This is a genomic window from Streptomyces sp. Tu 3180 (genome assembly GCF_009852415.1).
GTDB lineage: Bacteria > Actinomycetota > Actinomycetes > Streptomycetales > Streptomycetaceae > Streptomyces.
Genome location: NZ_WOXS01000002.1, coordinates 4,785,807 through 4,805,560 on the forward strand (window position 1 = coordinate 4,785,807; position 19,754 = coordinate 4,805,560).

General features: G+C 72.1%; 21 protein-coding genes. 15 read left to right on the forward strand and 6 right to left on the reverse strand.

Going from position 1 to position 19,754, the window contains the following annotated elements:
- Positions 1-2: 2 nt before the first annotated feature.
- Positions 3-731, reverse strand: coding sequence for a hypothetical protein (locus GL259_RS22545; protein WP_159535168.1), 729 nt, complete (start codon positions 729-731; stop codon positions 3-5).
- A gap of 536 nt (positions 732-1,267) precedes the next feature.
- Between GL259_RS22545 and GL259_RS22550 the strand changes: the two genes are divergently transcribed.
- From GL259_RS22550 to GL259_RS22595, 10 genes are all read left to right on the forward strand, one after another.
- Complete coding sequence (locus GL259_RS22550; RefSeq protein WP_159535169.1) at positions 1,268-1,996, forward strand: hypothetical protein; 729 nt, start codon at positions 1,268-1,270, stop codon at positions 1,994-1,996.
- A gap of 18 nt (positions 1,997-2,014) precedes the next feature.
- The gene (locus tag GL259_RS22555) at positions 2,015-2,920 is read left to right on the forward strand and encodes a hypothetical protein (protein WP_159535170.1); all 906 of its coding nucleotides are present in this window, start codon (positions 2,015-2,017) and stop codon (positions 2,918-2,920) included.
- Positions 2,917-4,224, forward strand: a complete 1,308-nt coding sequence (locus tag GL259_RS22560; protein ID WP_159535171.1) for an ATPase, T2SS/T4P/T4SS family — start codon at positions 2,917-2,919, stop codon at positions 4,222-4,224. Before GL259_RS22555 ends, GL259_RS22560 begins: the two co-directional genes overlap by 4 nt.
- Before the next feature lie 4 nt (positions 4,225-4,228).
- On the forward strand, positions 4,229-5,233 hold the full coding sequence (locus tag GL259_RS22565) for a type II secretion system F family protein (protein ID WP_159535172.1): 1,005 nt from the start codon (positions 4,229-4,231) through the stop codon (positions 5,231-5,233).
- Between the two features lie 14 nt (positions 5,234-5,247).
- Complete coding sequence (locus tag GL259_RS22570; RefSeq protein ID WP_159538880.1) at positions 5,248-6,156, forward strand: type II secretion system F family protein; 909 nt, start codon at positions 5,248-5,250, stop codon at positions 6,154-6,156.
- Positions 6,157-6,249: 93 nt separating this feature from the next.
- Entirely contained in the window at positions 6,250-6,501 is a 252-nt protein-coding gene (locus GL259_RS22575) for a hypothetical protein (protein ID WP_006133157.1), read from the forward strand.
- A 32-nt stretch (positions 6,502-6,533) separates the two neighbouring features.
- On the forward strand, positions 6,534-6,983 hold the full coding sequence (locus GL259_RS22580; protein ID WP_159535173.1) for a TadE family protein: 450 nt from the start codon (positions 6,534-6,536) through the stop codon (positions 6,981-6,983).
- Positions 6,984-7,415, forward strand: coding sequence for a TadE/TadG family type IV pilus assembly protein (locus GL259_RS22585; RefSeq protein WP_159535174.1), 432 nt, complete (start codon positions 6,984-6,986; stop codon positions 7,413-7,415).
- On the forward strand, positions 7,412-7,876 hold the full coding sequence (locus tag GL259_RS22590) for a pilus assembly protein TadG-related protein (protein WP_159535175.1): 465 nt from the start codon (positions 7,412-7,414) through the stop codon (positions 7,874-7,876). Before GL259_RS22585 ends, GL259_RS22590 begins: the two co-directional genes overlap by 4 nt.
- A 383-nt stretch (positions 7,877-8,259) precedes the next feature.
- Positions 8,260-8,487 carry a hypothetical protein gene (locus GL259_RS22595; RefSeq protein WP_159535176.1) on the forward strand — a complete coding sequence of 76 codons (228 nt, stop codon included), beginning with the start codon at positions 8,260-8,262 and terminating at the stop codon, positions 8,485-8,487.
- 43 nt (positions 8,488-8,530) lie between these two features.
- Here the strand turns inward: GL259_RS22595 and GL259_RS22600 are convergent, their stop codons facing one another.
- The 4 genes from GL259_RS22600 to GL259_RS22615 are packed head-to-tail and all read right to left on the reverse strand — an operon-like array spanning position 8,531 to position 11,849.
- The gene (locus GL259_RS22600; protein ID WP_159535177.1) at positions 8,531-8,857 is read right to left on the reverse strand and encodes a hypothetical protein; all 327 of its coding nucleotides are present in this window, start codon (positions 8,855-8,857) and stop codon (positions 8,531-8,533) included.
- A 32-nt stretch (positions 8,858-8,889) separates the two neighbouring features.
- A complete protein-coding gene (locus GL259_RS22605; RefSeq protein ID WP_159535178.1) occupies positions 8,890-9,516 on the reverse strand; it encodes a hypothetical protein in 627 nt (208 codons plus the stop codon).
- Entirely contained in the window at positions 9,513-10,211 is a 699-nt protein-coding gene (locus tag GL259_RS22610; RefSeq protein WP_159535179.1) for a hypothetical protein, read from the reverse strand. The genes GL259_RS22605 and GL259_RS22610 overlap by 4 nt, the downstream gene beginning before the upstream one ends.
- 51 nt (positions 10,212-10,262) lie before the next feature.
- Positions 10,263-11,849: a putative T7SS-secreted protein gene (locus GL259_RS22615; protein ID WP_159535180.1), complete on the reverse strand. Its 1,587-nt coding sequence runs from the start codon at positions 11,847-11,849 to the stop codon at positions 10,263-10,265.
- A gap of 657 nt (positions 11,850-12,506) precedes the next feature.
- On the opposite strand from GL259_RS22615, the gene GL259_RS22620 reads away from it, so the two are divergent.
- The 4 genes from GL259_RS22620 (at position 12,507) to GL259_RS22635 (ending at position 18,109) form a co-directional block, all read left to right on the forward strand.
- Positions 12,507-15,485: a BTAD domain-containing putative transcriptional regulator gene (locus GL259_RS22620; protein ID WP_159535181.1), complete on the forward strand. Its 2,979-nt coding sequence runs from the start codon at positions 12,507-12,509 to the stop codon at positions 15,483-15,485.
- 13 nt (positions 15,486-15,498) lie between these two features.
- A complete protein-coding gene (locus GL259_RS22625; protein ID WP_159535182.1) occupies positions 15,499-16,233 on the forward strand; it encodes an A24 family peptidase in 735 nt (244 codons plus the stop codon).
- A 69-nt stretch (positions 16,234-16,302) separates the two neighbouring features.
- Complete coding sequence (gene mqnC / locus GL259_RS22630) at positions 16,303-17,502, forward strand: cyclic dehypoxanthinyl futalosine synthase (RefSeq protein WP_159535183.1); 1,200 nt, start codon at positions 16,303-16,305, stop codon at positions 17,500-17,502.
- A gap of 7 nt (positions 17,503-17,509) precedes the next feature.
- Positions 17,510-18,109: a hypothetical protein gene (locus GL259_RS22635; protein WP_159535184.1), complete on the forward strand. Its 600-nt coding sequence runs from the start codon at positions 17,510-17,512 to the stop codon at positions 18,107-18,109.
- Between the two features lie 35 nt (positions 18,110-18,144).
- Here the strand turns inward: GL259_RS22635 and GL259_RS22640 are convergent, their stop codons facing one another.
- Positions 18,145-19,170 (reverse strand): chitinase, encoded by a 1,026-nt coding sequence (locus tag GL259_RS22640; protein ID WP_159535185.1) that lies wholly within the window; start codon positions 19,168-19,170, stop codon positions 18,145-18,147.
- Between the two features lie 187 nt (positions 19,171-19,357).
- Here GL259_RS22640 and GL259_RS22645 point away from each other — a divergent pair, with 187 nt between their 5' ends.
- The gene (locus tag GL259_RS22645) at positions 19,358-19,729 is read left to right on the forward strand and encodes a hypothetical protein (protein ID WP_159535186.1); all 372 of its coding nucleotides are present in this window, start codon (positions 19,358-19,360) and stop codon (positions 19,727-19,729) included.
- Positions 19,730-19,754 lie beyond the last annotated feature (25 nt).

A 19,754-nucleotide genomic window follows, 5' to 3' on the forward strand; every position in this document is an offset into this window, starting at 1 on the left:
CCTCACCCCAGCTTCGCGTTCTGCGCCTTCACCACTGCCGGCGGGAGTTTCGCTTCGCTCGGCCTGGCGTCGGCGATGGCCATGCCGTTGACCGAGAAGTAGACGCCGAGGACGTCGCCGCTGCGGACGACCTGGGTGTGCAGGGTGTGGGAGGCGCCGCGGAAGGTCATCGTGGACCTGAAGCCGAGGGTCTCGTCGCCGGCCGGTGCGACGTCCTCCGTCGTGACGGAGTCGTACGTGCTGGTGCCACCGCTTCCCTCGGCCGTGAAGCCGTCGCCGCAGGCCACCAGGGCCTTCCTCACACCGGCCATGGCGGACTGCGCCCCGCCGGACGCGTGGGCGGTGAGCGTGAGGTAGGTGTGTGCGCTGTTCAGTCCCCCGGCCTTGTCCGCCAGCACCCGCGTGAGGTCGGCCCGCGGTTCGCCGAGCGGGAGTTGGTTCATCGCGTACGCCAGGGGCGCACAGACCGGCTTGTCGAGGGTGACCTCCGCCGGGGACTTGGCGAGGGCGAACTCGTCACCGTACTTCTCCACCGAGAAGCCGTCGACGTCGGCGGACGTGACCATCAGTCCGGTCAGCCGCCGGGCCGGGGGCACCTGCTCCGGCCGGGACGCGGAGGGACCGGGCTCGCCGGCCGCGTCGTCCGGTTCCGTGCCGCCGCCGCACGCGGTGAGCGTGGCGAGGGAGAGGAGGGAAAGGGCGGAGGCGGCGAGCGTGGCGGCTCGCTTCATGGGTGGCTCCTTGAGGTCGATCGAGTCCTGTGGACGGCGGAACCGGCGCCGTCTGAGCTCGCGTCACCCCTGGGTCCCCCGTGTCCCCGTACGTCCCGTCACCGGTCCGAGCGAAGATCATGGCACGGCCCCTCGGCGGCCTCGTGAGTGAATCGTGCAGGCCTCATGGCCGACGCGTGATGAACCGGGCGTGGGTGAAAGCCGTCCGGGCCCCTCGCCGGTTCGCTCCCGCACAGGCGGTGGTCCGGTGCGCGGGCCGGTCGCCAACAGGGTTGTTCAAGGCTCAAGTTGCTGATGGGTAACGGTGTCGGCGGAGGGGCCCCCGGGGCGAGGTCCGCCTTGAGGGGCTTATGTGCGGCTGATACGGTGCGATCGCTTGACACTCACCTCAGCGTTGGCTATCCGCCCAGGTCGGGCGGGTACATCCGGTGCGTCCCGCACGTCCTGCATGTTCGTGCCCGAGTGGACGTGGGTGAAGTGTCCGGAGTTTCAAGGAACTTGGCAGACAATTTCTTGGGTGTACGGGGAGCGGTTGCGTGAAGATCCAAGAGCGTGCGGGGGCGGGCGCCGGTCGTTCCGCGACTCCGGCTCAGCCGTCGGTCGGTGACCGGCTTCCCACACCGCCCCGCGAGCGCAAGCCGGCGCTGGCCGCGCTCGCCGTGCTGCTGATCCTCGTCGGCGCCCTCGGGGCCACGATGCTCGTGCTGCAGGCCGGCGACCGGATCGAGGTCGTGAAGGTCAAGAACGAGATCCAGGCCGGGGAGTCCGTCACCGACGGCGACGTGACCTCCGTGATGGTCGCCGAGGACACGAGCATCAACTACGTCCTGTGGGACCAGCTGGACACGCTCAAGACCCTGAAGGCCAAGACCACGATCTACAAGGACACGGTCGTGCAGGGCCAGATGTTCGCCAAGGGGAACAGCCTGCCCGCCGGCAAGGCCTCCGTCGGCCTCGCCCTCAAGGAGGGCCAGTACCCGGCGGACATCAAGCCCGGTGACGTCGTGGCCGCCTACCACGTCGGCGGTACCGTCGGCGGGTCGAACGACTCCGACGACGCCGGTGCCGGGGCGGGCGGCTCGTCCTCCTCCGGCGGCGCCCTCGTCGACGACGCGCGGGTGAACACCGTCGCGGACGACAGCGACTCCACCGTGAGCACGGGCAGCAGGACGCTCACCCTCCTCGTCGACCAGGCCGACGCGGCGGCGCTCGCCTCGGCGGCTGCCGCGGGTGAGGTCGCCATCGTGCACGTCCCCGGCAACTGAGAAGGCGGCACCGCACCCATGGCCCTCATCGCCCTCGCCGCCGACAAGGGTTCCCCCGGCGTCACCACTGCGGCCGTCGCCCTCGCGGCGGTCTGGCCGCGGCGCGTCCTGCTCGCCGAGACCGACCCGGCGGGCGGCGACCTCGTCTACCGCAGCGCCGCCGCGCACGGCGGGCCGCTGAACCCCAACACCGGGATGCTGTCCATCGCGGCCACGGCCCGGCGCGGGCTCGTGCCCGACCAGCTCTGGGACCACGTCCAGCCGTTGAGCGGCGGGCTCGAAGTGCTCGTCGGGCTCGGGATCGCCGAGCAGGCCGCCGGGCTCGCCGGGCTGTGGCCGACCCTCGGGCACGCCTTCGCCTCGCTCGCCGACTCCCCGCACGCGTCCGCCGACGTCATCGCCGACTGCGGACGCATCAGCGGGGACACCCCGGCCGTCGAGCTGTTCCCGCACGCCGCCCTCGTCCTGCTGATCTCGCGCACCGAGCCGGAGGCGCTCGCCCGGGTGCGGGACCGTGCCGCCGCCCTGGCCGGCAAGCTGCACGGCGGGCCGCGCGGCGCCGCGAACCTGGGCAACCCGGTGATCGGTGTCGTCCTGATCGCCGACACCGGCAACGCCGCCAAGCTCGCGTCCCAGGTCAACGACATGCTCGTGCACGCCCAGACCGGCGCCCGCGTGGTCGGCACCCTCGCCGACGACCCGGCCGGCGCCGAACAGCTGGCCGGACGCCGGCGCGGGCGGCTCGACAAGTCGCTGCTGATCCGCTCCGCCCGCAAGGTGACCGCCGACCTGTACCAGCAGTACGGCGCCGCCTGGGCCGCGTCCGCCCAGGCCCAGCAGGCCCAGCAGGCACACGCCCGGCCCCAGCAGGCCCAGCAGCCGCACCAGGGCCGGACGAACGGCCGTGCCGGGGCCGGGCGATGACCGCTGTCGACCACCAGCTGGTCAAGCGGTTCCGTCAGGACGCCGGTGACCGGATCGCCGAGCAGCGCCGCCTCGACCAGGTCAACGGCGTCACGCCGATGTCCACCGAGGACGAGCGGCAGTACGCCCGCGCCGTCATAGCCCAGATACTCGAGGAGTACGCCCGCGCCGAGATCAACGCGGGCCGTACGCCGCTGGACGCCGAGACCGAGGAGCAGTACGCGGCCGCCGTGCACGCCGCGCTGTTCGGCGTGGGCCGGCTCCAGCCGCTGCTCGACGACCCCGAGGTCGAGAACATCGACATCAACGGCTGCGACCAGGTCTTCGTCGGCTACTCCGACGGCCGTGAGGTGCGCGGCGAGCCCGTCGCCGAGACCGACGAGGAGCTCATCGAGCTCATCCAGGTGCTGGGCGCGTACTCGGGTCTGTCGTCGAGGCCCTTCGACTCCGCCAACCCGCAGCTCGACCTGCGGCTGCCGGACGGTTCGCGTCTGTCGGCCGTCATGGACGTGGCCAGGCGGCCCGCGCTGTCCATCCGCCGCGCCCGCATGGGCAAGGTGTTCATCTCCGACCTGGTCGGGAACGGCACCCTCACCCCGGAGCTGGGGCACTTCCTCGCCTGCGCGGTCCGCGCCCGCAAGAACATCATGATCGCGGGGGCGACCAACGCCGGCAAGACCACGCTGCTGCGCGCCCTCGCCAACGAGATCCCGCCGCACGAGCGCCTCATCACCGTGGAGCGGGCCCTGGAGCTCGGGCTCGACACCTTCCCCGACCTCCACCCCAACGTCGTGGCGTTCGAGGAGCGGCTGCCCAACTCCGAGGGGCAGGGCGCCATTTCCATGGCGGAGCTGGTGCGCCGGTCGCTGCGCATGAACCCCTCCCGCGTCATCGTCGGTGAGGTGCTCGGCGACGAGATCGTGACCATGCTGAACGCGATGTCCCAGGGCAACGACGGTTCGCTGTCCACGATCCACGCCAACAGCTCCAGCGAGGTCTTCAACCGCATCTCCACCTACGCCCTGCAGGCCAGCGAGCGGCTGCCCATCGAGGCCAGCCAGATGCTGATCGCGGGCGCGGTGAACTTCGTCGTCTTCATCCAGCGGCGCAACGGCTTCCAGAGCGGCGGCCGCCTCCAGCGCATGGTCACCTCCGTCCGCGAGGTCAACGGCGTCGACGGCCGCGTGCTGTCCAGCGAGGTGTTCGCGGAGACCCCCGACGGCCGCGTCGTGCCGCACGCCCCCATAGCCTGCCTGGAGGAACTGATGGCCCACGGCTACCGGCCCAGCGGAACGTGGGGGTGACCCGGTGACCCCCACGACCACCCCCCTGGCCGCGATCGGCTCGCTCGGCTCCCTGGGCGGCCTGTTCTCCACCACCGTCCTGTACGCGCTCGCGTCCGGCGTCGCCGTCGGCGGCGGGGTGGCCCTGCTCGCCGTGGCCGTGCGCGGACTGCCCGCCAAGCCCGAGCACGAGAGGCAGAAGGCGGGCGAGCGGGCGAACGAGCTGATCCGGTTCGCCGGCCGGCGCGGCTCCCTCGCCGCGATCGTCGGCCTCGCCGTGCTGCTGCTGACCCGCTGGGTGGTCGCGGGCGTCGCCGCCGCCGTCCTCGTCTTCTTCTGGGACCGCCTCTTCGGCGGAGCCGCCGAGGAGCGGGCCGCGATGCGGCGCGTGGAGGCGCTGGCCTCCTGGACCGAGTCGCTGCGCGACACCATCGCCGGCGCGGTCGGCCTGGAGCAGGCCATCCCGGCGTCCGCCCGGGCCGCCGCGCCCGTGCTGCGCCCGCACCTCGACGCGCTCGTCGACCGGCTGCGCGCCCGCACCCCGCTGCCCGAGGCGCTCCAGCAGCTCGCCGACGAGATCGACGACGCCTCCGCCGACATCATCGTCGCCGCCCTCATCCTCAACGCCCGGCTGCGCGGCCCCGGTCTGCGGCAGGTGCTCGGCGCGCTGGCCAAGTCGGCGCGCGAGGAGGTCGACATGCGCCAGCGCGTGATGGCGCAGCGCGCCTCCACCCGGCGCTCGGTGCAGATCGTCGTCGCCGTGTCGATTGCGTTCGTCCTCGGCCTGTCCGTCTTCAACCGCGACTTCGTCGAGCCGTACGGCACGGCCGTCGGCCAGCTCGTCCTCGCCTGTGTCTGCGGCCTGTTCGCCCTCGGCTTCTGGTGGCTGCGCAAGCTGTCCACCATCGAGACGCCCGAGCGCTTCCTGGTGCGCGACGAGTCGGCGGTGCGGTTCGTGCGTCCCCGCACGCCCGGTGCCGTCCCGGCGCAGCAGGCGCCGCTCCAGCAGGAAGAGGGGGTGCGACGGTGAGCGACGAACTGACGATGCCGCTCGTCGTCGGCGCGGTCATCGGTCTGGGCGTCTACGCCCTGGTCCGCGCGCTGATGCCGACCAAGCGCAGCGCCGTCGCCCAGGTCGCCCGGATCGACGCGATGCGGGCCCGCGGGTCGGCGTACGAGTCGGCGCGCCCGGCGCAGGACACCGGCCGCTTCGGCTCGCTGCGGGCCGAAGTGGGCGCGCGGGTCGCCGAGTTCTACCTGCAGCAGGGCTGGGAGCAGCGCTCGCTGCGCGCGGACCTGGCGGTGCTGGAACGCAGCTGGGAGAAGTTCCTGGCGACGAAGGTGCTGCTGGGGGTGGCGGGCCTGTTCTTCGGCCCGTTCCTCTTCGCGGTCGTCTGGACGCTCGGCTTCGGCGCGAGCCCGGTCATCCCGGTCTGGCTGGCCCTGCTGTGCGCGGCGCTCTTCTTCTTCCTGCCCGACCTGGAGGTGCGCCGGGACGCCGCGGAGAAGCGGCGCGACCTGCGCCGGGTGATCGGCGCCTACCTGGACCTGGTGTCGATGAGCCTGGCCGGCGGCCGGGGTCTGCCCGAGGCGCTGATGGCGGCGGCCGAGGTGTCCGACGGATGGGCGACGCAGCGCATCCGCAACGCCCTCGCGGACGCCCGGATCACCGGCATCAGCCAGTGGCAGGCGCTGGGGCAGCTGGGGGAGGAGCTGGGCGTGGAGGAGCTGAAGGACCTCTCCGCCTCGCTGGCCCTGGTCGCGGACGACGGCGCCAAGGTGCGCGAGTCCCTCGCCTCCCGCGCCGAGACCATGCGGCACCGCGAGCTCGCCGAGATCGAGGGCAGCGCGGGCGAGAAGTCCCAGTCGATGCTCGTGGCGCAGCTGCTGCTGTGCGCGGGGTTCCTCGTGTTCCTGATCTTCCCGGCGGCGATGCGGGTGTTCCAGGTGTGAGAACAGCGACCTGTGAAGCGCGAACCGCGATCCGCGAGCCGTGCGTCAGAACTCCAGAACTTCCGTGAACCGAATTCGAGAGGACAACGCGTCATGAACGGACGTACCTTCCACACCGGCATCCCCGCCGTGGACTTCCTGGTGACCTTCATGCGGGCCCGCGTGGAGCGCGCCCGCTCCGGCGAACTGGACCGCGGCGCCTCCGCGGTGGAGTGGGTCATCATCTCGGCGGTCGTCGTGGCGATCGTCGGCGTGGTGGCCGCGATCATCAACGCCGCGCTGAGCGAGGGCGCCAACAAGGTCGGCGACTGCATCAAGGGCGCGGACGCGGGCAAGACCTGCTGACCGCCGCACGTACTCTCACTACGTCCACGGGGATGCCGGTGCGCGCACGCCGCTGGGTACGCCGACGGGTGGAGGCCGCCTCCGCCCGCGGCGAGTCCGGCATGACCGCGATCGAGTTCGTGTTCCTCACGCCGATCCTGTTCTTCATGATCTTCGCGACGGTGCAGTTCGCGCTGTACTTCTTCGCCGACCACGTCGCCCAGGCGGCGGCGCAGGCGGGGGCGCGCAAGGCGCGGGCGACGGCCCACGACCAGCCGGGCGGCTGGCGGGGCGAGGCGCGGGGCGTGGTGGACAGCTACATCCGCCAGCTGGGCCCGCAGCTGGTGCTGGCGCCGGACGTGAGGATGCTCCAGCCGGAGCAGGACACGGTGGGCGTGGAGATCACGGCACGCATCCCGACGGTGTTCCCGGGCCTGGACCTGACGGTGCACGCGCAGTCGATGGGGCCGGTGGAGCGGTTCGTGCAGGAGGGGGAGAACTAGATGGACCTCTCCGTCCTCGGCAGGCGGGTGTCGCCGGACGACGGCGACCGCGGGCTGTCCACCGTCGAGGTGGTCATCCTCGCGCCGGTGATGATCCTGTTCATCCTGGTGCTGGTGGCGTTCGGGCAACTGGTGGACGGGCGCGGCGCGCTGGACGGCGCCGCCCGGGACGCGGCCCGCGCGGGCTCCATCCAGAAGGACCACGCGACGGCGATGGCCGAGGCGCGCAGGGCGGCGGAGGCGAACCTCGCCGACGTCTGCTCGGGCCCGGTGACCGTCGTGCAGACCAGCCGGGGCTTCGAGCCGGACACCCTCTTCTCGGTCGAGGTGAGCTGCGAGGTGCGCGGCCTGGCCATGCTGGGCCTGGACGTCCCGACGACCCTGACCGCGAGCTTCAGCTCGCCGCTGGACCCGTACCGGAGGACGGCGTGAGGACGGCGCGCACGCGGACATGGGTGTCGGACCGCCGTACGCGGCTGGACGACCGCGGCTCGGGCGCCGGCGCGGTCATCATCTTCGCGCTCGTGTTCCTCTCGCTGGCGGCGTTCGTCATCGACGGCGGCATGTCCGTCTCCAAGCGGGAACGCGCGGCCGACATCGCGGAACAGGCGGCCCGTTACGCCGCCCAGGACATCGACCGCGAGGCCCTCTACGACGACGAGGGCGGCCCGGCACCGATCAACTACGAGAACTGCGACGCCCGGGTGAAGGCCTTCGCCCGCGAGATGGACATGTCCGGTCCGGACATCGCGGCGACCCACTGCGTGGCGGCGAACGCGGAAGCGGTCGAGGTCGAGGTGCAGCTGACGTACTCGCCGGTGTTCACGGGCATGTTCTACGGCGGTGACGTGACGGTCCGCGGGCAGGCGGTCGCGGAGAACCTGGTGGGCTGACGCCCCGGGCGTGCCGCAGCCCTCCCGACCCGAAAGATCCCTCGGACCCGCACATCGTTCACCGGGCGGCCGTACGGAGAGGGAGAGGAATCGGGAGGAATGCGCGGCGTGCCGTGAAGAGCCGTTCGGGAAAGCGACTGCCGGTGGCCGGAGGCTCCGGAAACCGGCGGATGTCGTGAAGGCACCGGCCCATTCCGTGACCGGATTGCCACACTGATGAATTCGGTGACGCTGAGGCAGCGTCCGCCGACCGCACGCCACTGGTCGGCCATGGGTGGGCGTGCTTTGATCGGTGCGCACGGCTCGTCGGAGCAATCCCCGGTTCCGGGCCTCCGGCGAACTCCCCGCCGTCGCGATTCCTGATACGAACGGAAAGGCCAGTCATGACTTTCGCCCCGCAGGTAGAAACGGCCGAAATCTCCGACGCGGACCTGGACGACATCTCCGGCGGACAGTCCGTCTCCGCCGGCATCGACGCCGGTGTGGCCGTCGTCGCGGACCACGGTTCCGTCGGTGTGGGCGTGTACGCCGAGGCGGGCCCGCTCTGCGTCTCCGCCGGTTTCGGCGGCTCGGTGACCCACGAGGCTGCCGCGCGCACCACGATGGTCTGAGTGCTGCACCGGGCCCCGGTCTGTTCGCAGGCCGGGGCCCGGCTCATTTCTTGTCGCGCTTGTCCTCGACCTTCATCTTCTCGTTGACCTGCTTGGTGAGTTCGTCCTCGAGCTTCTTGAACTCGCGGACCACGGCGTCGGACATGTCGGCGAGCGCGTCGAGCTGCTGGGTGATGTCCTCGCGGCCGTCCTCCCAGTTGGACTCGAAGTCGGAGAGCGCGTCGTTGACGCTGCCGTCGCCGATGTCGTCCTTGTAGGACTCGAAGAGCTTCTTGGTGTGGTTCATCCGCGTCTTCAGGGACCGCAGCCGACGCCCGTAGTCCTCCATCTCGGTCAGCGGAAGCGCGAGGTCGCTCTTTCCCTTGCCCATGCGGAACTCCCCCCAGTGGGTCGAACTCGGACCTAGACGAACCGGAAGGTGCTCGTCACCGCGTCGAAGATGTCGTGGAACGCCTCGGCCAGGTCGAGCACCGGGCTCGCTCCCGAGACGAGCACGACCTGGTCGGCGGTTCCCGGCACGGGGACGTACGTCTGCGTCAGCACCATGCGCAGGGTGCGGCTGTCGCCCGGTGCGACAGGAACGTCCTCGACGCCGTACGTCCGCGCGGCGACGCCGATCTCCGGGATCTCGACGGTCGTCACCTTGCGCCACGCGTCGCCCTCGCGGCGGGGCGTGATGGTCCGCAGGCTCTCGGCGATGGCGCGGGGGTCGGTGGACAGGGCGACGCCCTGCTCGTTCCTCGCGCCGAGCACCGAGACGGTGACGGTGGCGGAGAGCGGGACGCCGTCGAAGTTCTCCGCCATGCAGCCCAGGTAGACCGCGCCGGAGTCGTGGGCGTCCTTGGCCATCTTGCGGAGCATGGCGGTCAGGTCGGCGCGGTAGGGGGCGAGTTCGGGGATCTCCCGGACTCGCTCGTCGACCAGGGCACGGATGGTCGCCTCGCGGCCCTCGGGGCGGATGTCGAACTCCCACCAGGAATCGGGGACCGAAAGCGACAGGCCGATCGGCGCGGCATCGGCCCGCGTCATGCCTGCTCCTCGTCGAATCGGATCGGGGTGTACGTTCCGGCGTACTCGGCCAAGAACGAGTACGCTTCATCGGGAATCGGCAGCACTGCCCTGGCCACATATTCCAGGATTCGTTTCGGCGCGTAGTAGTCCACGAACTCGTAATCCACGCTCGCGAGCTCATCCGCAGGCGCGTACTTGTCCTCCACGCCGAGCGCGGTGATCAGTTCGGGCAAAGAGTACTGGGCGAGCTCGTCCCCCACGTCCATCGGCAGACGGTAAGTGATCACCTCCGCGGGTGAGCGGGGAATTTCCGAGCGCCTCATTCTCAGGAGATCCTCGTGCTGCAACCGGAACCAGGGGCCGGTCCGCTTCACCACCATCCACCGGTCGGATGCACCGCTCTGGAAGACGGAGCATTCGGCACCGGAGAAGATCGGAACCATGCCGAGGCCCATCCTGGTGAGCGGAGGAGGCGATGCGTCCAGGCTCGGTACCTCCTCGTGTCCCGCCTGCACCATCCGCGTGAACTCTTCGAAGAACCGAGTGCTCTTCGCCGAAGCTTCCAGGCATGAGAAGTGGAGGTTGCCGTCCAGGAAGGACGGAGCTGCTGCCCACGGATCGTGAATCAGGCGATACCCGGCCACTCCGTCGCATTGCCCGGCGAGAGGCGGGGCCGGGGTTCCGCAGATCTGACACTCATTGATGTCCGGCATGTACTTGTGCCTGTCGGTTCGATGTGGGCTGAGGAAGAGGGGGGACGTTCACTATAGGTCCGGAACGGGGACGATTCCGCCGCGTTCACTGACCGGACCGCCCGGTGGGTAGGTGCCCTGCGGCAGATCCAGTACCCCGTTGTTGTCGAAGAAGCGAAGATTTCCGTCTCGGCTGATGACCACTTCCATATGTGGTGTGCGTTTGTTGTCCAGGTCGCGACTCATGCTGTTCTTCATGCCTCTGGCCGCTTCCATCTCGTCCGGCGGGCCGGGGATCCGGTCCTCCGGATGAGTGTGCACCGTAAACTTGTAACCCTCGTCCCGCAACTCTTTGGGGATGATCGTCGTCACCTCGTCGCCCTGGAAGAGGCGCATATTCCCGGCGGAATTCTGCACGACTGCATGTTCCACTCCATGGAATTTCTGCAGCTCTGCCATGTGCGTGATGTGGACTTCGTTCGGTTTGATGGGGACGGGGCCCTTCGTCAAGTCGCGGGCCAGTTGCCTTGCCTTGGGTGAAAGGGATCGATACGGGATCGTCCCGCCGAACAACCGTGTCGACCCCTTGAAGGGGCGATAGATGGAGCGAAGGCCTTCCCCCGAGCGCAGTTGCCCGGCCTTCTTGAGGAGACCGCCGCCGATCCCCTTCATGAAGCCGGCGCCGAGCGCCTTGAGGCCCCCCGCCTTCCACAGGTTCCCCAGCTTGGCGAGGCTGGTGAAGCCCTTGACGGCGGGTATGCAGTCCAGGGCGGCCCACAGCAGATCACCCCAACCCGCTTGGCCCTTGAGCACTTTTCTCAACGTGTCGGCGAGCACGACCAGAGCGGCGGCGAAGACCAGCCAGCCCAGGGGCCCGCCCACGATCATCACGATGATGCCGACGACGGTGACGACCCACTTGCAGACGGTGACGATCTCGTCCCAGTTGTCGGTGACCCAGTCGCCGATCTCCTCCCACCAGCGGCGGTTGGGGATGCCGGCGTCGGACGCCTCCCTCAGCCTGGTCACCGTGCGGCGGGCGGCCTCCTGCCGGAGTCCCTTCGCCTGCGCGGCGAGCTTCTTGGCCGCTTCGAGGGCGCTCTCGGCCGCCTCGACCTTCCGCTCGGCCGCGTCCTGGCGGGACTTGGCGTGCTGGGCGTTGCGCGTGGCGCGGCGGACCTCGTCCTCGTCGGGCTTGGGGATCTCCTTGCCGCCGTTCTTCGACGGGTCGTAGGAGTCCGCCTTCTCGGTGGCGGTGCGCACCCAGTCGTTCGCGTCGGTCAGTGCCTGCTGGGCGGTGGTGAGTTCGGCGCGTGCCTTGCGGCCGTCCCGCAGCGCCTTGTCGGCCTTCTCCTGGGCGTCCTCCAGGTCCGGCCAGAAGCCGGCGAGGGCGTCTCCGGCGAGGTCGTACGACTTCCGCAACTTGCGCAGCTTCTTCGGTGCGTCCGCGAACTCCTCCGCGAAGACGTCCGCGGTCTTGCCCGCCCAGGAGAGGATCTCGTCCTCCTTGGCGATGCCCTTGAGGTCGCGCAGCGCCTCGGCCACGTCGTCGGCGAAGTCGTGCAGGACACCGGAGAGTTTGCGGATGCGCTGCGGGTCGCCCGGAGTCGGGTCCTGGTCCAGGTCGAGTACGTGCCAGTCCGTCGGTCTGTGTGACACGCGTATACCCCCGTAACGCCTGCAACGCTGCTATCGGAACACGCGTGCGAACCTACCAGGCGCCGTTCGGGCGGAAGGGCGTGTCAGGCCGGCTCCGGTCATCGGCCGACCGGTGAGTCGTCTGACGCGGGTGCTTCGACGAAGGTGCCGGAAGCGGCGGTGTGGTCCGCGCCGGACGGCTCGTCGAAACCGAGGACCGGCTCCGGGGCCCTCGGCAGGCCGTGGTCGGGACGGCCGGCGGGAACCGCGCCCGACGCCGGAGCCGAAGGGCTGCTCGACCCGTGTCCGCCTCCCTGATGTCGTCGGACGACGGCCCGTCACCACCCCCGCCGCAGACGGAGGGGAGCGGAGCCGACATCAGGGTGAGTGCGGTCGTGGTGAAGGCCCGGCGGGCCACGGGCGTTCCCCGGTGCGGGCCGGGTGCGGCAGAGGGCGAAGCCATCGGGGGCGGGACAAGGGCAGTTGTGAGGTGGCGGCGGCTTGTGTGCGGGGGAGACAGGAGGAGTGCGCCGTGGCGGGTGCGAACGGCGGGGACGCCGCGGGGGCCACGAGGTGGGGAGGGGAGGGTGACTCCGACCTTCGACTGCCCCCGTTCGAGTCAATAAGATCTCTGTAGTCTCAGTAGACCCTCCTCCCACACGACCCAGGACACCCGCCATGCCGCGACGCCGCACCTCAAGCTCGTCAAGCTCGACGGACGCGGGTTCCGCCGCTCCGCGGAACCGGACGCCGCAGCCGGTGCGGGTGCGGCGGCGGACGTTCGGGGACTTCGTCAAGGCGTTCTTCGCGTTCGTCGCGCTGCTCGGCCTGGTCGTCGGGGTGCCGCTCGCGCTGGCCATGACGGCCGGCTGGCCGTTCCCGAGCACGTTCGAGCCGGTGAAGTGGCTCAAGCAGGACCTCTCCGTCGACACCTTCCTGGGGATCCTCACCTTCGTCGTCTGGCTCGCCTGGGCCCAGTTCACCGCCTGCGTGCTGGTCGAGATGAAGGCCGCGCTGTCGGGGGTCGGCGTGCCCGGGCGGGTGCCGGGGGCCGGACCCAGCCAGCTGCTCGCCCGGCAGCTCGTCGCCGCGCTGCTGCTCGTCGGCGCCGCCGCGGGCAGCTTCACGCCGGGGCTGAGCCAGCTCGGGCAGGGCCTCGAGGGGAACCAGCGGCCCACGGTCGCCGCCGCCCAGCAGACGCCGGGGCTCTTCGCCCAGCAGCAGGAGCAGGCCGCCGGCACCGCGGCCGCCCTCGCCGAGCAGGCGTCCCACGCCGCGCACGCCGACGCGGGGGGCGGTGCCGCCAAGCAGCAGGGCGACACGAAGTTCTACCGGATCCAGCCGCCCGAGGGGCGCCACCACGACTCCCTCTGGGAGATCGCCGAGCGGCACCTCGGCGACGGACGCCGGTACAAGGAGATCTTCGACCTCAACAAGGACCGCGTCCAGCCGGACGGTTCCAAGCTGTCCGAGGCCAGCCTGATCCGGCCCGGCTGGATCATGGAGATGCCCGGCGACGCCCGCGGCGGCGACCTCGTCGAGATGCCCGACGAGGCCCCCGAGGTCTCGCCCGAGGTGCAGCAGCAGATCCACGACTACGCGAAGACCGGCGACCCCGCGCAGGGAGGCGGCGACCGCGCCCGGGAAGGCGGCGGGGACACCGCCCACGTCTCCGTGCCCGAGCAGCGGCCCGCGGCCGACCCCGCGCCCGCCCCGGCCGCCGACGGCTCCGGTCACCGGCAGCACGCCACCCCCGCCCAGGACACCTCCTCCTTCGGACTGCCCGAGGCCCTGCTCGCCGCCCCGCTGCTCGCCGCCGGTCTCCTCGGCGCCCTCGGGCACCGGCGCCGGCAGGCGCTGTGGCAGTCGGCGTTCGGCGGCATCGGCGGACGGCGCGGGATGGAGCCGCCCACGCCGACCGGGGACGCCCAGGACGTCCAGGACGCGCTGCTCGTCGGCGCCGACCCCGAGGGCGTACGGCTGCTCGACCGGTCGCTGCGCGGGCTCGCCGCCGGCCTCGCCGCCGAGTCCCGTCCGCTGCCCACCGTCTACGCGGCCTGGCTCAGCAACGGCGACCTGCACCTCCAGCTCGCCCAGCCGTCCGGGAAGCCTCCGGCGCCCTGGCAGCTCGGCCAGGACCAGACGTTCTGGATGCTCGCCAAGGACGACGCCGAGCGGTACGAGGACGAGGACACCGCCGCTCCCTACCCGGGGCTCGTCAGCCTCGGCACCATGGACGACTCCCGGCTGCTGCTCAACCTGGAGTCCGTCCCCGGCATCGTCTCGCTGAGCGGCCGCGAGGCCGACCGGGCCGCCGTGTTCGCCTCCGTGGCCGCCGAGCTGGCCACCAACGGGTGGTCGGACCGGATGACCATCACCCTCGTCGGGTTCGGCGAGGACCTCACCGCGCTCGCGCCCAACCGGCTGCGCCACCTGGACGGCATCGAGGCGCTGCTGGAGACCATGGAGGCCGAGACGCGGCAGCGGCGGGGCGCACTGGGGGCCGCCGGGCACGACTCCGTCCTCACCGGGCGCACCGGGCCCGCGCAGCACACCCGTTGGGCCCCGCACCTGGTGCTGCTCGCCGCCGAGCCGTCCGCCGAGGACGCCCTCCGGCTCGCCGAGCTCGCCGCCGACGCGAGCCGCCTCGGCATCGGCTACCTCGTCGGCACCGAGGGCGGCGACCTGCCGGGCGCCGCCTGGGAGATGGAGATCACCGGCGAGGGCAAGCTGCTCGCCCCGCTGCTCGGCCTCGAACTCGACGCCCAGCTGCTGCCCGCCGCCCAACAGCGCGCGGTGGTGGAGCTGTTCGTCGAGGCCGACCCCGAGCGCGGTCCCGACGGACCGGGCACCACCCCGCCGTTCCTCGTCGACATCAGCGAGCAGGGGCGGCCGGCCGTGTACGCGCGCCTGGTCGGCCCGTACGAGATCATCGGCCTCGACACCCCGGACGGCGAGCGCAGCGCGCTGCTCCACGAGGCGCTCGCGCTGCTGCTCCTGCACCGCGAGGGCGTGCACCCGCGCGTGCTGTCCTCCGCGCTGTGGCCGCGCGGCGTCACCGACGACGTGCGCGAGGCGCTGATCGAGCGGCTGCGCGCCTGGCTCGGCACCGACCCCGACGGCACGCCCCGCCTCGGCACGGACGCCACCGGGCGGCTCACCCTCGCCAAGTCCGTCGTCTCCGACCTGGACGTGCTGCGGTCGCTGTACCACGAGGCCACCCAGGGCAGGGGCGTCGACAGCCGGGCCGTGCGCGGGCGGCTGCTCACCGACGCGCTGGTGCTGGTGCGCGGGCCGCTGCTCGCCGACCGGCCCGAGGGCCGCTACCGCTGGCTCACCCACGAGATCGTCGACGCCCAGCTCCCGCTGCTCGTCGCGGACACCGGGCTCGCGCTCTCCGCGTTCCACATGGAGAAGAACCGCGCGGAGAAGGCCATCGAGGCGATCGAGGCCGCGCTGCGCACCGCCCCGGCCGACGAGCGGCTGTGGAACGAACTGCTGCGCGCCACCCACGCCCTCGGCGACCCCGGGCGGCTGACCGCCCTCGCCGCCGACCTCGTCGGCCGCAGCGGCGCCCGCGGGCTGCCGCCGCGCACCGAGGCCCTGCTCGACGAACTGCTGCCGGCGTGGCGCGACGCGGTCGCGGCGGCGGGCTGAGCGGCCCGGCGCGATGAGCGACGGCCTGTACGTCTCGCTGGTCGTCGCCGCCGCGCTGTGGGGCGCGGCGGCGGGCGCGGTGCTGCCGCGCGCGGCCTACCGGTTCTCCGTCCCGTCGGGGGAGGGGTGGCGGAAGGCGTGTCCGGCGGGGCATCCCGTCACGGGCTGGCTCGGGCGGGCCAGGTGCGGGCGGTGCGCGGAGCCGTCGTACGGGCCCGGCGCCGCTTCGGCCGTCGTCACCGCCCTGGTCTGCGCCGCCCTCGCCGCCGCCACCGGGACCCGGCCCGAGCTGGCGGTGTGGCTGCTGCTCGCGCCCGCCGGCGTGCTGCTCGCGGTCGTCGACCTGCGGGTGCAGCGGCTGCCCGACCCGCTCACCCTCCCCTTCGCCGGGGCCGCCCTCGTCCTGCTCGGCCTGGTCGCCCTCGTCCCCGAGCACGCGGGGGAGTGGACGACGGCCCTGCTGGGCGCGCTCGTGCTCGGCGCCGGCTACTTCGTGCTGTTCCTCGTCAACCCGAACGGCATGGGCTTCGGCGACGTGAAGCTCGCCCTGGGCGCGGGCGCCGTCCTCGGCTGGTACGGCTGGCCGACCGTCATGCTCGGCACCTTCGCCGGGTTCCTGTCCGGGGCGCTGTACGGGGGCGCCCTCGTCGCGCTGCGGCGGGCGGGGCGCAAGACGGCCATCCCGTTCGGGCCGTTCCTGATCACCGGCGCGTTCGCGGGGCTGCTGATCGGCGCGTACACGGCCTGACGTCGGCCGCCCGAACCCCCTGGCGTACGCTGGATCGGTCTGTCCACACCCCTTACGAAAGGGACGCCGGTGACCGAGAAGGCCGACCTTCAGCCCATCCTCGACCGTGCCGCCGCCGGTGGGCGGATCACCCCCGAAGAGGCGCTCGACCTCTACCGCGACGCCCCGCTGCACGCGCTGGGCGCCGCCGCCGACGCGGTGCGCCGCCGGAAGTACGCCGGCACCGAGCACATCGCGACGTACATCATCGAGCGGAACATCAACTACACCAACGTGTGCGTGACGGCGTGCCGATTCTGCGCCTTCTACGCCGCGCCCAAGGACACCGCCAAGGGCTGGACCCGCGACCTGGACGACATCCTGCGGCGCTGCGCCGAGACGGTCGAGCTCGGCGGCACCCAGATCATGTTCCAGGGCGGCCACCACCCCGACTACGGCGTGGAGTACTACGAGCGGCACTTCGCCGCCATCAAGCAGGAGTTCCCGCAGCTCGTCATCCACAGCCTGGGGGCCAGCGAGGTCGAGCACATGGCCCGGATCTCCAAGGTGAGCGTCGAGGAGGCCATCACCCGGATCCACGCGGCCGGGCTCGACTCCTTCGCCGGCGCCGGCGCCGAACTGCTCCCCGAGCGCCCGCGCAGGGCGATCGCCCCGCTGAAGGAGTCCGGCGAGCGCTGGCTGGAGATCATGGAGATCGCGCACAGCCTCGGCGTGGAGTCCACCTCCACCATGCTGATGGGCACCGGCGAGACCAACGCCGAGCGCATCGAGCACCTGCGGATGATCCGGGACGTGCAGGACCGCACGGGCGGCTTCCGCGCCTTCATCCCGTACACCTACCAGCCCGAGAACAACCACCTGAAGGGCCGCACCCAGGCCACCCTCTTCGAGTACCTGCGGATGATCGCCGTGGCCCGCCTGTTCCTGGACAACGTGGCCCACATCCAGGGCTCCTGGCTGACCACCGGCAAGGAGGTCGGCCAGCTCTCCCTGCACTACGGCGCGGACGACCTCGGCTCGATCATGCTGGAGGAGAACGTCGTCTCCTCCGCTGGCGCCAGGCACCGCTCCAACCGGCTGGAGATCATCGACCTGATCCGCAGGGCGGGACGGGTCCCGGCCCAGCGCTCCACCACGTACGAGCACCTGGTCGTGCACGACGACCCGGCGAACGACCCCGTCGACGACCGCGTGGTCTCCCACATCTCCTCCACCGCCATCGAGGGCGGCACCGCCCACCCGGAGCTGAAGCTCCTGTCCGCCAACTGACGTCCCCGTGCTGACCCTTCACACCGCCGACGCCTCGCCCGAGGCCGCCGTTGTGGTCGACGGCGCGCACATCGCCGCCGTCGGCCCGTACGAGCAGCTGGCCGCCGCTCATCCGGGCGCCCGGCTGCGGCGGTGGCCCGGCATCCTGACGCCCGGTCTGCTCAACCCCTATGGTCCGGAACTGCTGGAGCAGGCGTACCACCCTGACCCGCGCGAGGCGGACCGGCTCGGTACCGAGCCGGTGTTCGGGGAGCGCGCGCGGGCACTCCTGGCCGCCGGGCCGTCCGCGCGGGGCGCCAGCGCACGCCGCGGAGTACAGCGCATGCTGGCACACGGAACGGTCGCGGTCGCCGGTGAGCTGCGCAGCCGCGAGGCCCTGGACGCGGTGCGCAGGGCCGGGCTCGCCCTGGCGGGGCGTCCGGCCGCACTGCCCGGGCCCGCGGCGCTCTCCCCGGTTCCTCTGGTGCTGCTGCCGGGCCTCGGTGCCGGGAAACCCGCGCGGTTCGCGGTGTTCGACGTGCCCGACCGGGACGCCCTCGTGCGGGACGGCGCGTCCACGTGCGTGGCCACCGTCGTGGGCGGCCGGCTGGTGTACCGGCGGCGCTGACCGTGGCGGCGCCGGCCCCGTGGCGGCGCCGGTCCTCACCCCGCGAACGCCTCCCCGAACGCCCCGTCCTCCTGCTCCACCCCGCTGCAATCCGTCGACGGGTCGTCCGCGGAGGTGTCCTCGCCGCACTGCCGGTCCCGGAACGTCGACCACATCGACACCCACGCGACGCCCTTCTCCTGCGCGAAGGCGCGCACCTGCGCCGCGTCCTCGAGCGTGAACGTCTCCCCCTCCACGTCGTTGACGCCGAGCATCGGGGTGAGCGCCATGCCCCGCCAGGCGGCGGCCTCGGACAGCCCGAAGACGTCCTGGAGCTGGGCGTTCGCGGCCTCGGCCGCGGTGAGGGCGTAGTCGCCCATGTCACCGTCGTAGGACTCGCCGTAGTTCATCGTCATGAGGTTGACGGTGGCGACCCGCACGCCGTGGTCGTTGGCGGACGCCAGCAGGGCCAGCCCGTCCTCGTCGAGCCCGGACGGCATGACCGGGAGCGTGAACGACACCTCCAGGTCCGCGCGCTCCTCCTGCAGCAGCGCGATCGCCTCCGAACGCAGGTCCACGGAGGCGGAGTCGGCGAGTTCGTCGCCCTCGATGTCGAAGTCGGCGCGGGTGGCGCCGGCCGCGTCCAGCGCGGTGCCGTACGCCTCGGCCAGCTCGGCCGCGGTGCCGCAGGTGGCCGCCAGTTCGTCGCCGGAGGCGCCGCCGAAGGAGACGCGGACGTCGGCGCCGGACCCGGTGAGGCCCGCGATCCGGGACGTCACGGTCGCGTCGTCGATGTCCTGGGCGCCGTTCCAGTACGGGGTGCAGCCGCTGCCGGAGGAGATCACGAAGGCCAGGTTGTACGTCGTGGGGGAGCCCGCCGAGTCGGTGCCGGAGGCCGTGGAGGAACTGACGTACGGCGCGTAGGCGGTGACCGGCGCGGACGACGACGAGACGGCGGGGGCGGGGTCCGCCGGGGCCGCGTCCGCCGTGGTGTCCCCGGCGGAGCAGCCCGCGGTGGCCGCGACCAGGGCCAGGGCCGGGAGGAGGGCGAGCCCGGCGACGGACTTCAGTGGACCGCGCATCGTGCTCGTTCCGTTCGTGAGACGTCGGGTGGACGGCCAACGTGGCACACGGGTCTGTGCGCTTCCTGAGGGTGTGCGCCCGGTTCCCGGACGATTCCCAGGAGACGGAGAGGTTCGCGCCCTTCCCACGGGAGACCCACGGGAAACGCTGGGTTTTCCCTGCACCACGGCTTCTACCGTCCCGGCCATGCATTCCGATCCTGCCATCGAGAGCCGCGCCGCCGCGCGCGGCCGTCGCCGCAAACGCCCCGACGGGCCCGGCGAAGGACCCGTCTTCGTCGACTCCTCCGGACGCCGGGCCAAGGTGCTGCGCCGGATCGGTCTCCTCCTGGGGACCGCGTGCGCCGGGTACGCGGTCGTGCTGGGCATGGCCTTCATGGGCATCGGCACCTCGGTCACGCCGGCCTCGCTGCTGCCGTTCGGGGCCGGGCAGGGGCAGGCCGGTCCCGGCGGTGGCGCGGGTCCGCGGGGCGGGGCGGCCCCGACCGGCACACCGCCGTCCCCGCCGGCCGGTACGCCGAGCGCCACCGCCGTCCCCGCTCCCGCGGCGACCTCGTGAGCGCGTCCCCCGCCCGCGGCAGGCG

What these genes read in the sequence shown, in the direction of transcription:
- GL259_RS22545 (WP_159535168.1), bottom strand. Translation starts at nt 731, where the DNA reads ATGAAGCGAGCCGCCACGCTCGCCGCCTCCGCCCTTTCCCTCCTCTCC.
- GL259_RS22555 (WP_159535170.1), top strand. Translation starts at nt 2,015, where the DNA reads ATGGCCCTCATCGCCCTCGCCGCCGACAAGGGTTCCCCCGGCGTCACC.
- GL259_RS22560 (WP_159535171.1), top strand. Translation starts at nt 2,917, where the DNA reads ATGACCGCTGTCGACCACCAGCTGGTCAAGCGGTTCCGTCAGGACGCC.
- GL259_RS22570 (WP_159538880.1), top strand. Translation starts at nt 5,248, where the DNA reads ATGCCGCTCGTCGTCGGCGCGGTCATCGGTCTGGGCGTCTACGCCCTG.
- GL259_RS22575 (WP_006133157.1), top strand. Translation starts at nt 6,250, where the DNA reads ATGAACGGACGTACCTTCCACACCGGCATCCCCGCCGTGGACTTCCTG.
- GL259_RS22580 (WP_159535173.1), top strand. Translation starts at nt 6,534, where the DNA reads ATGCCGGTGCGCGCACGCCGCTGGGTACGCCGACGGGTGGAGGCCGCC.
- GL259_RS22585 (WP_159535174.1), top strand. Translation starts at nt 6,984, where the DNA reads ATGGACCTCTCCGTCCTCGGCAGGCGGGTGTCGCCGGACGACGGCGAC.
- GL259_RS22595 (WP_159535176.1), top strand. Translation starts at nt 8,260, where the DNA reads ATGACTTTCGCCCCGCAGGTAGAAACGGCCGAAATCTCCGACGCGGAC.
- GL259_RS22600 (WP_159535177.1), bottom strand. Translation starts at nt 8,857, where the DNA reads ATGGGCAAGGGAAAGAGCGACCTCGCGCTTCCGCTGACCGAGATGGAG.
- GL259_RS22605 (WP_159535178.1), bottom strand. Translation starts at nt 9,516, where the DNA reads ATGACGCGGGCCGATGCCGCGCCGATCGGCCTGTCGCTTTCGGTCCCC.
- GL259_RS22610 (WP_159535179.1), bottom strand. Translation starts at nt 10,211, where the DNA reads ATGCCGGACATCAATGAGTGTCAGATCTGCGGAACCCCGGCCCCGCCT.
- GL259_RS22620 (WP_159535181.1), top strand. Translation starts at nt 12,507, where the DNA reads ATGCCGCGACGCCGCACCTCAAGCTCGTCAAGCTCGACGGACGCGGGT.
- GL259_RS22625 (WP_159535182.1), top strand. Translation starts at nt 15,499, where the DNA reads ATGAGCGACGGCCTGTACGTCTCGCTGGTCGTCGCCGCCGCGCTGTGG.
- GL259_RS22640 (WP_159535185.1), bottom strand. Translation starts at nt 19,170, where the DNA reads ATGCGCGGTCCACTGAAGTCCGTCGCCGGGCTCGCCCTCCTCCCGGCC.
- GL259_RS22645 (WP_159535186.1), top strand. Translation starts at nt 19,358, where the DNA reads ATGCATTCCGATCCTGCCATCGAGAGCCGCGCCGCCGCGCGCGGCCGT.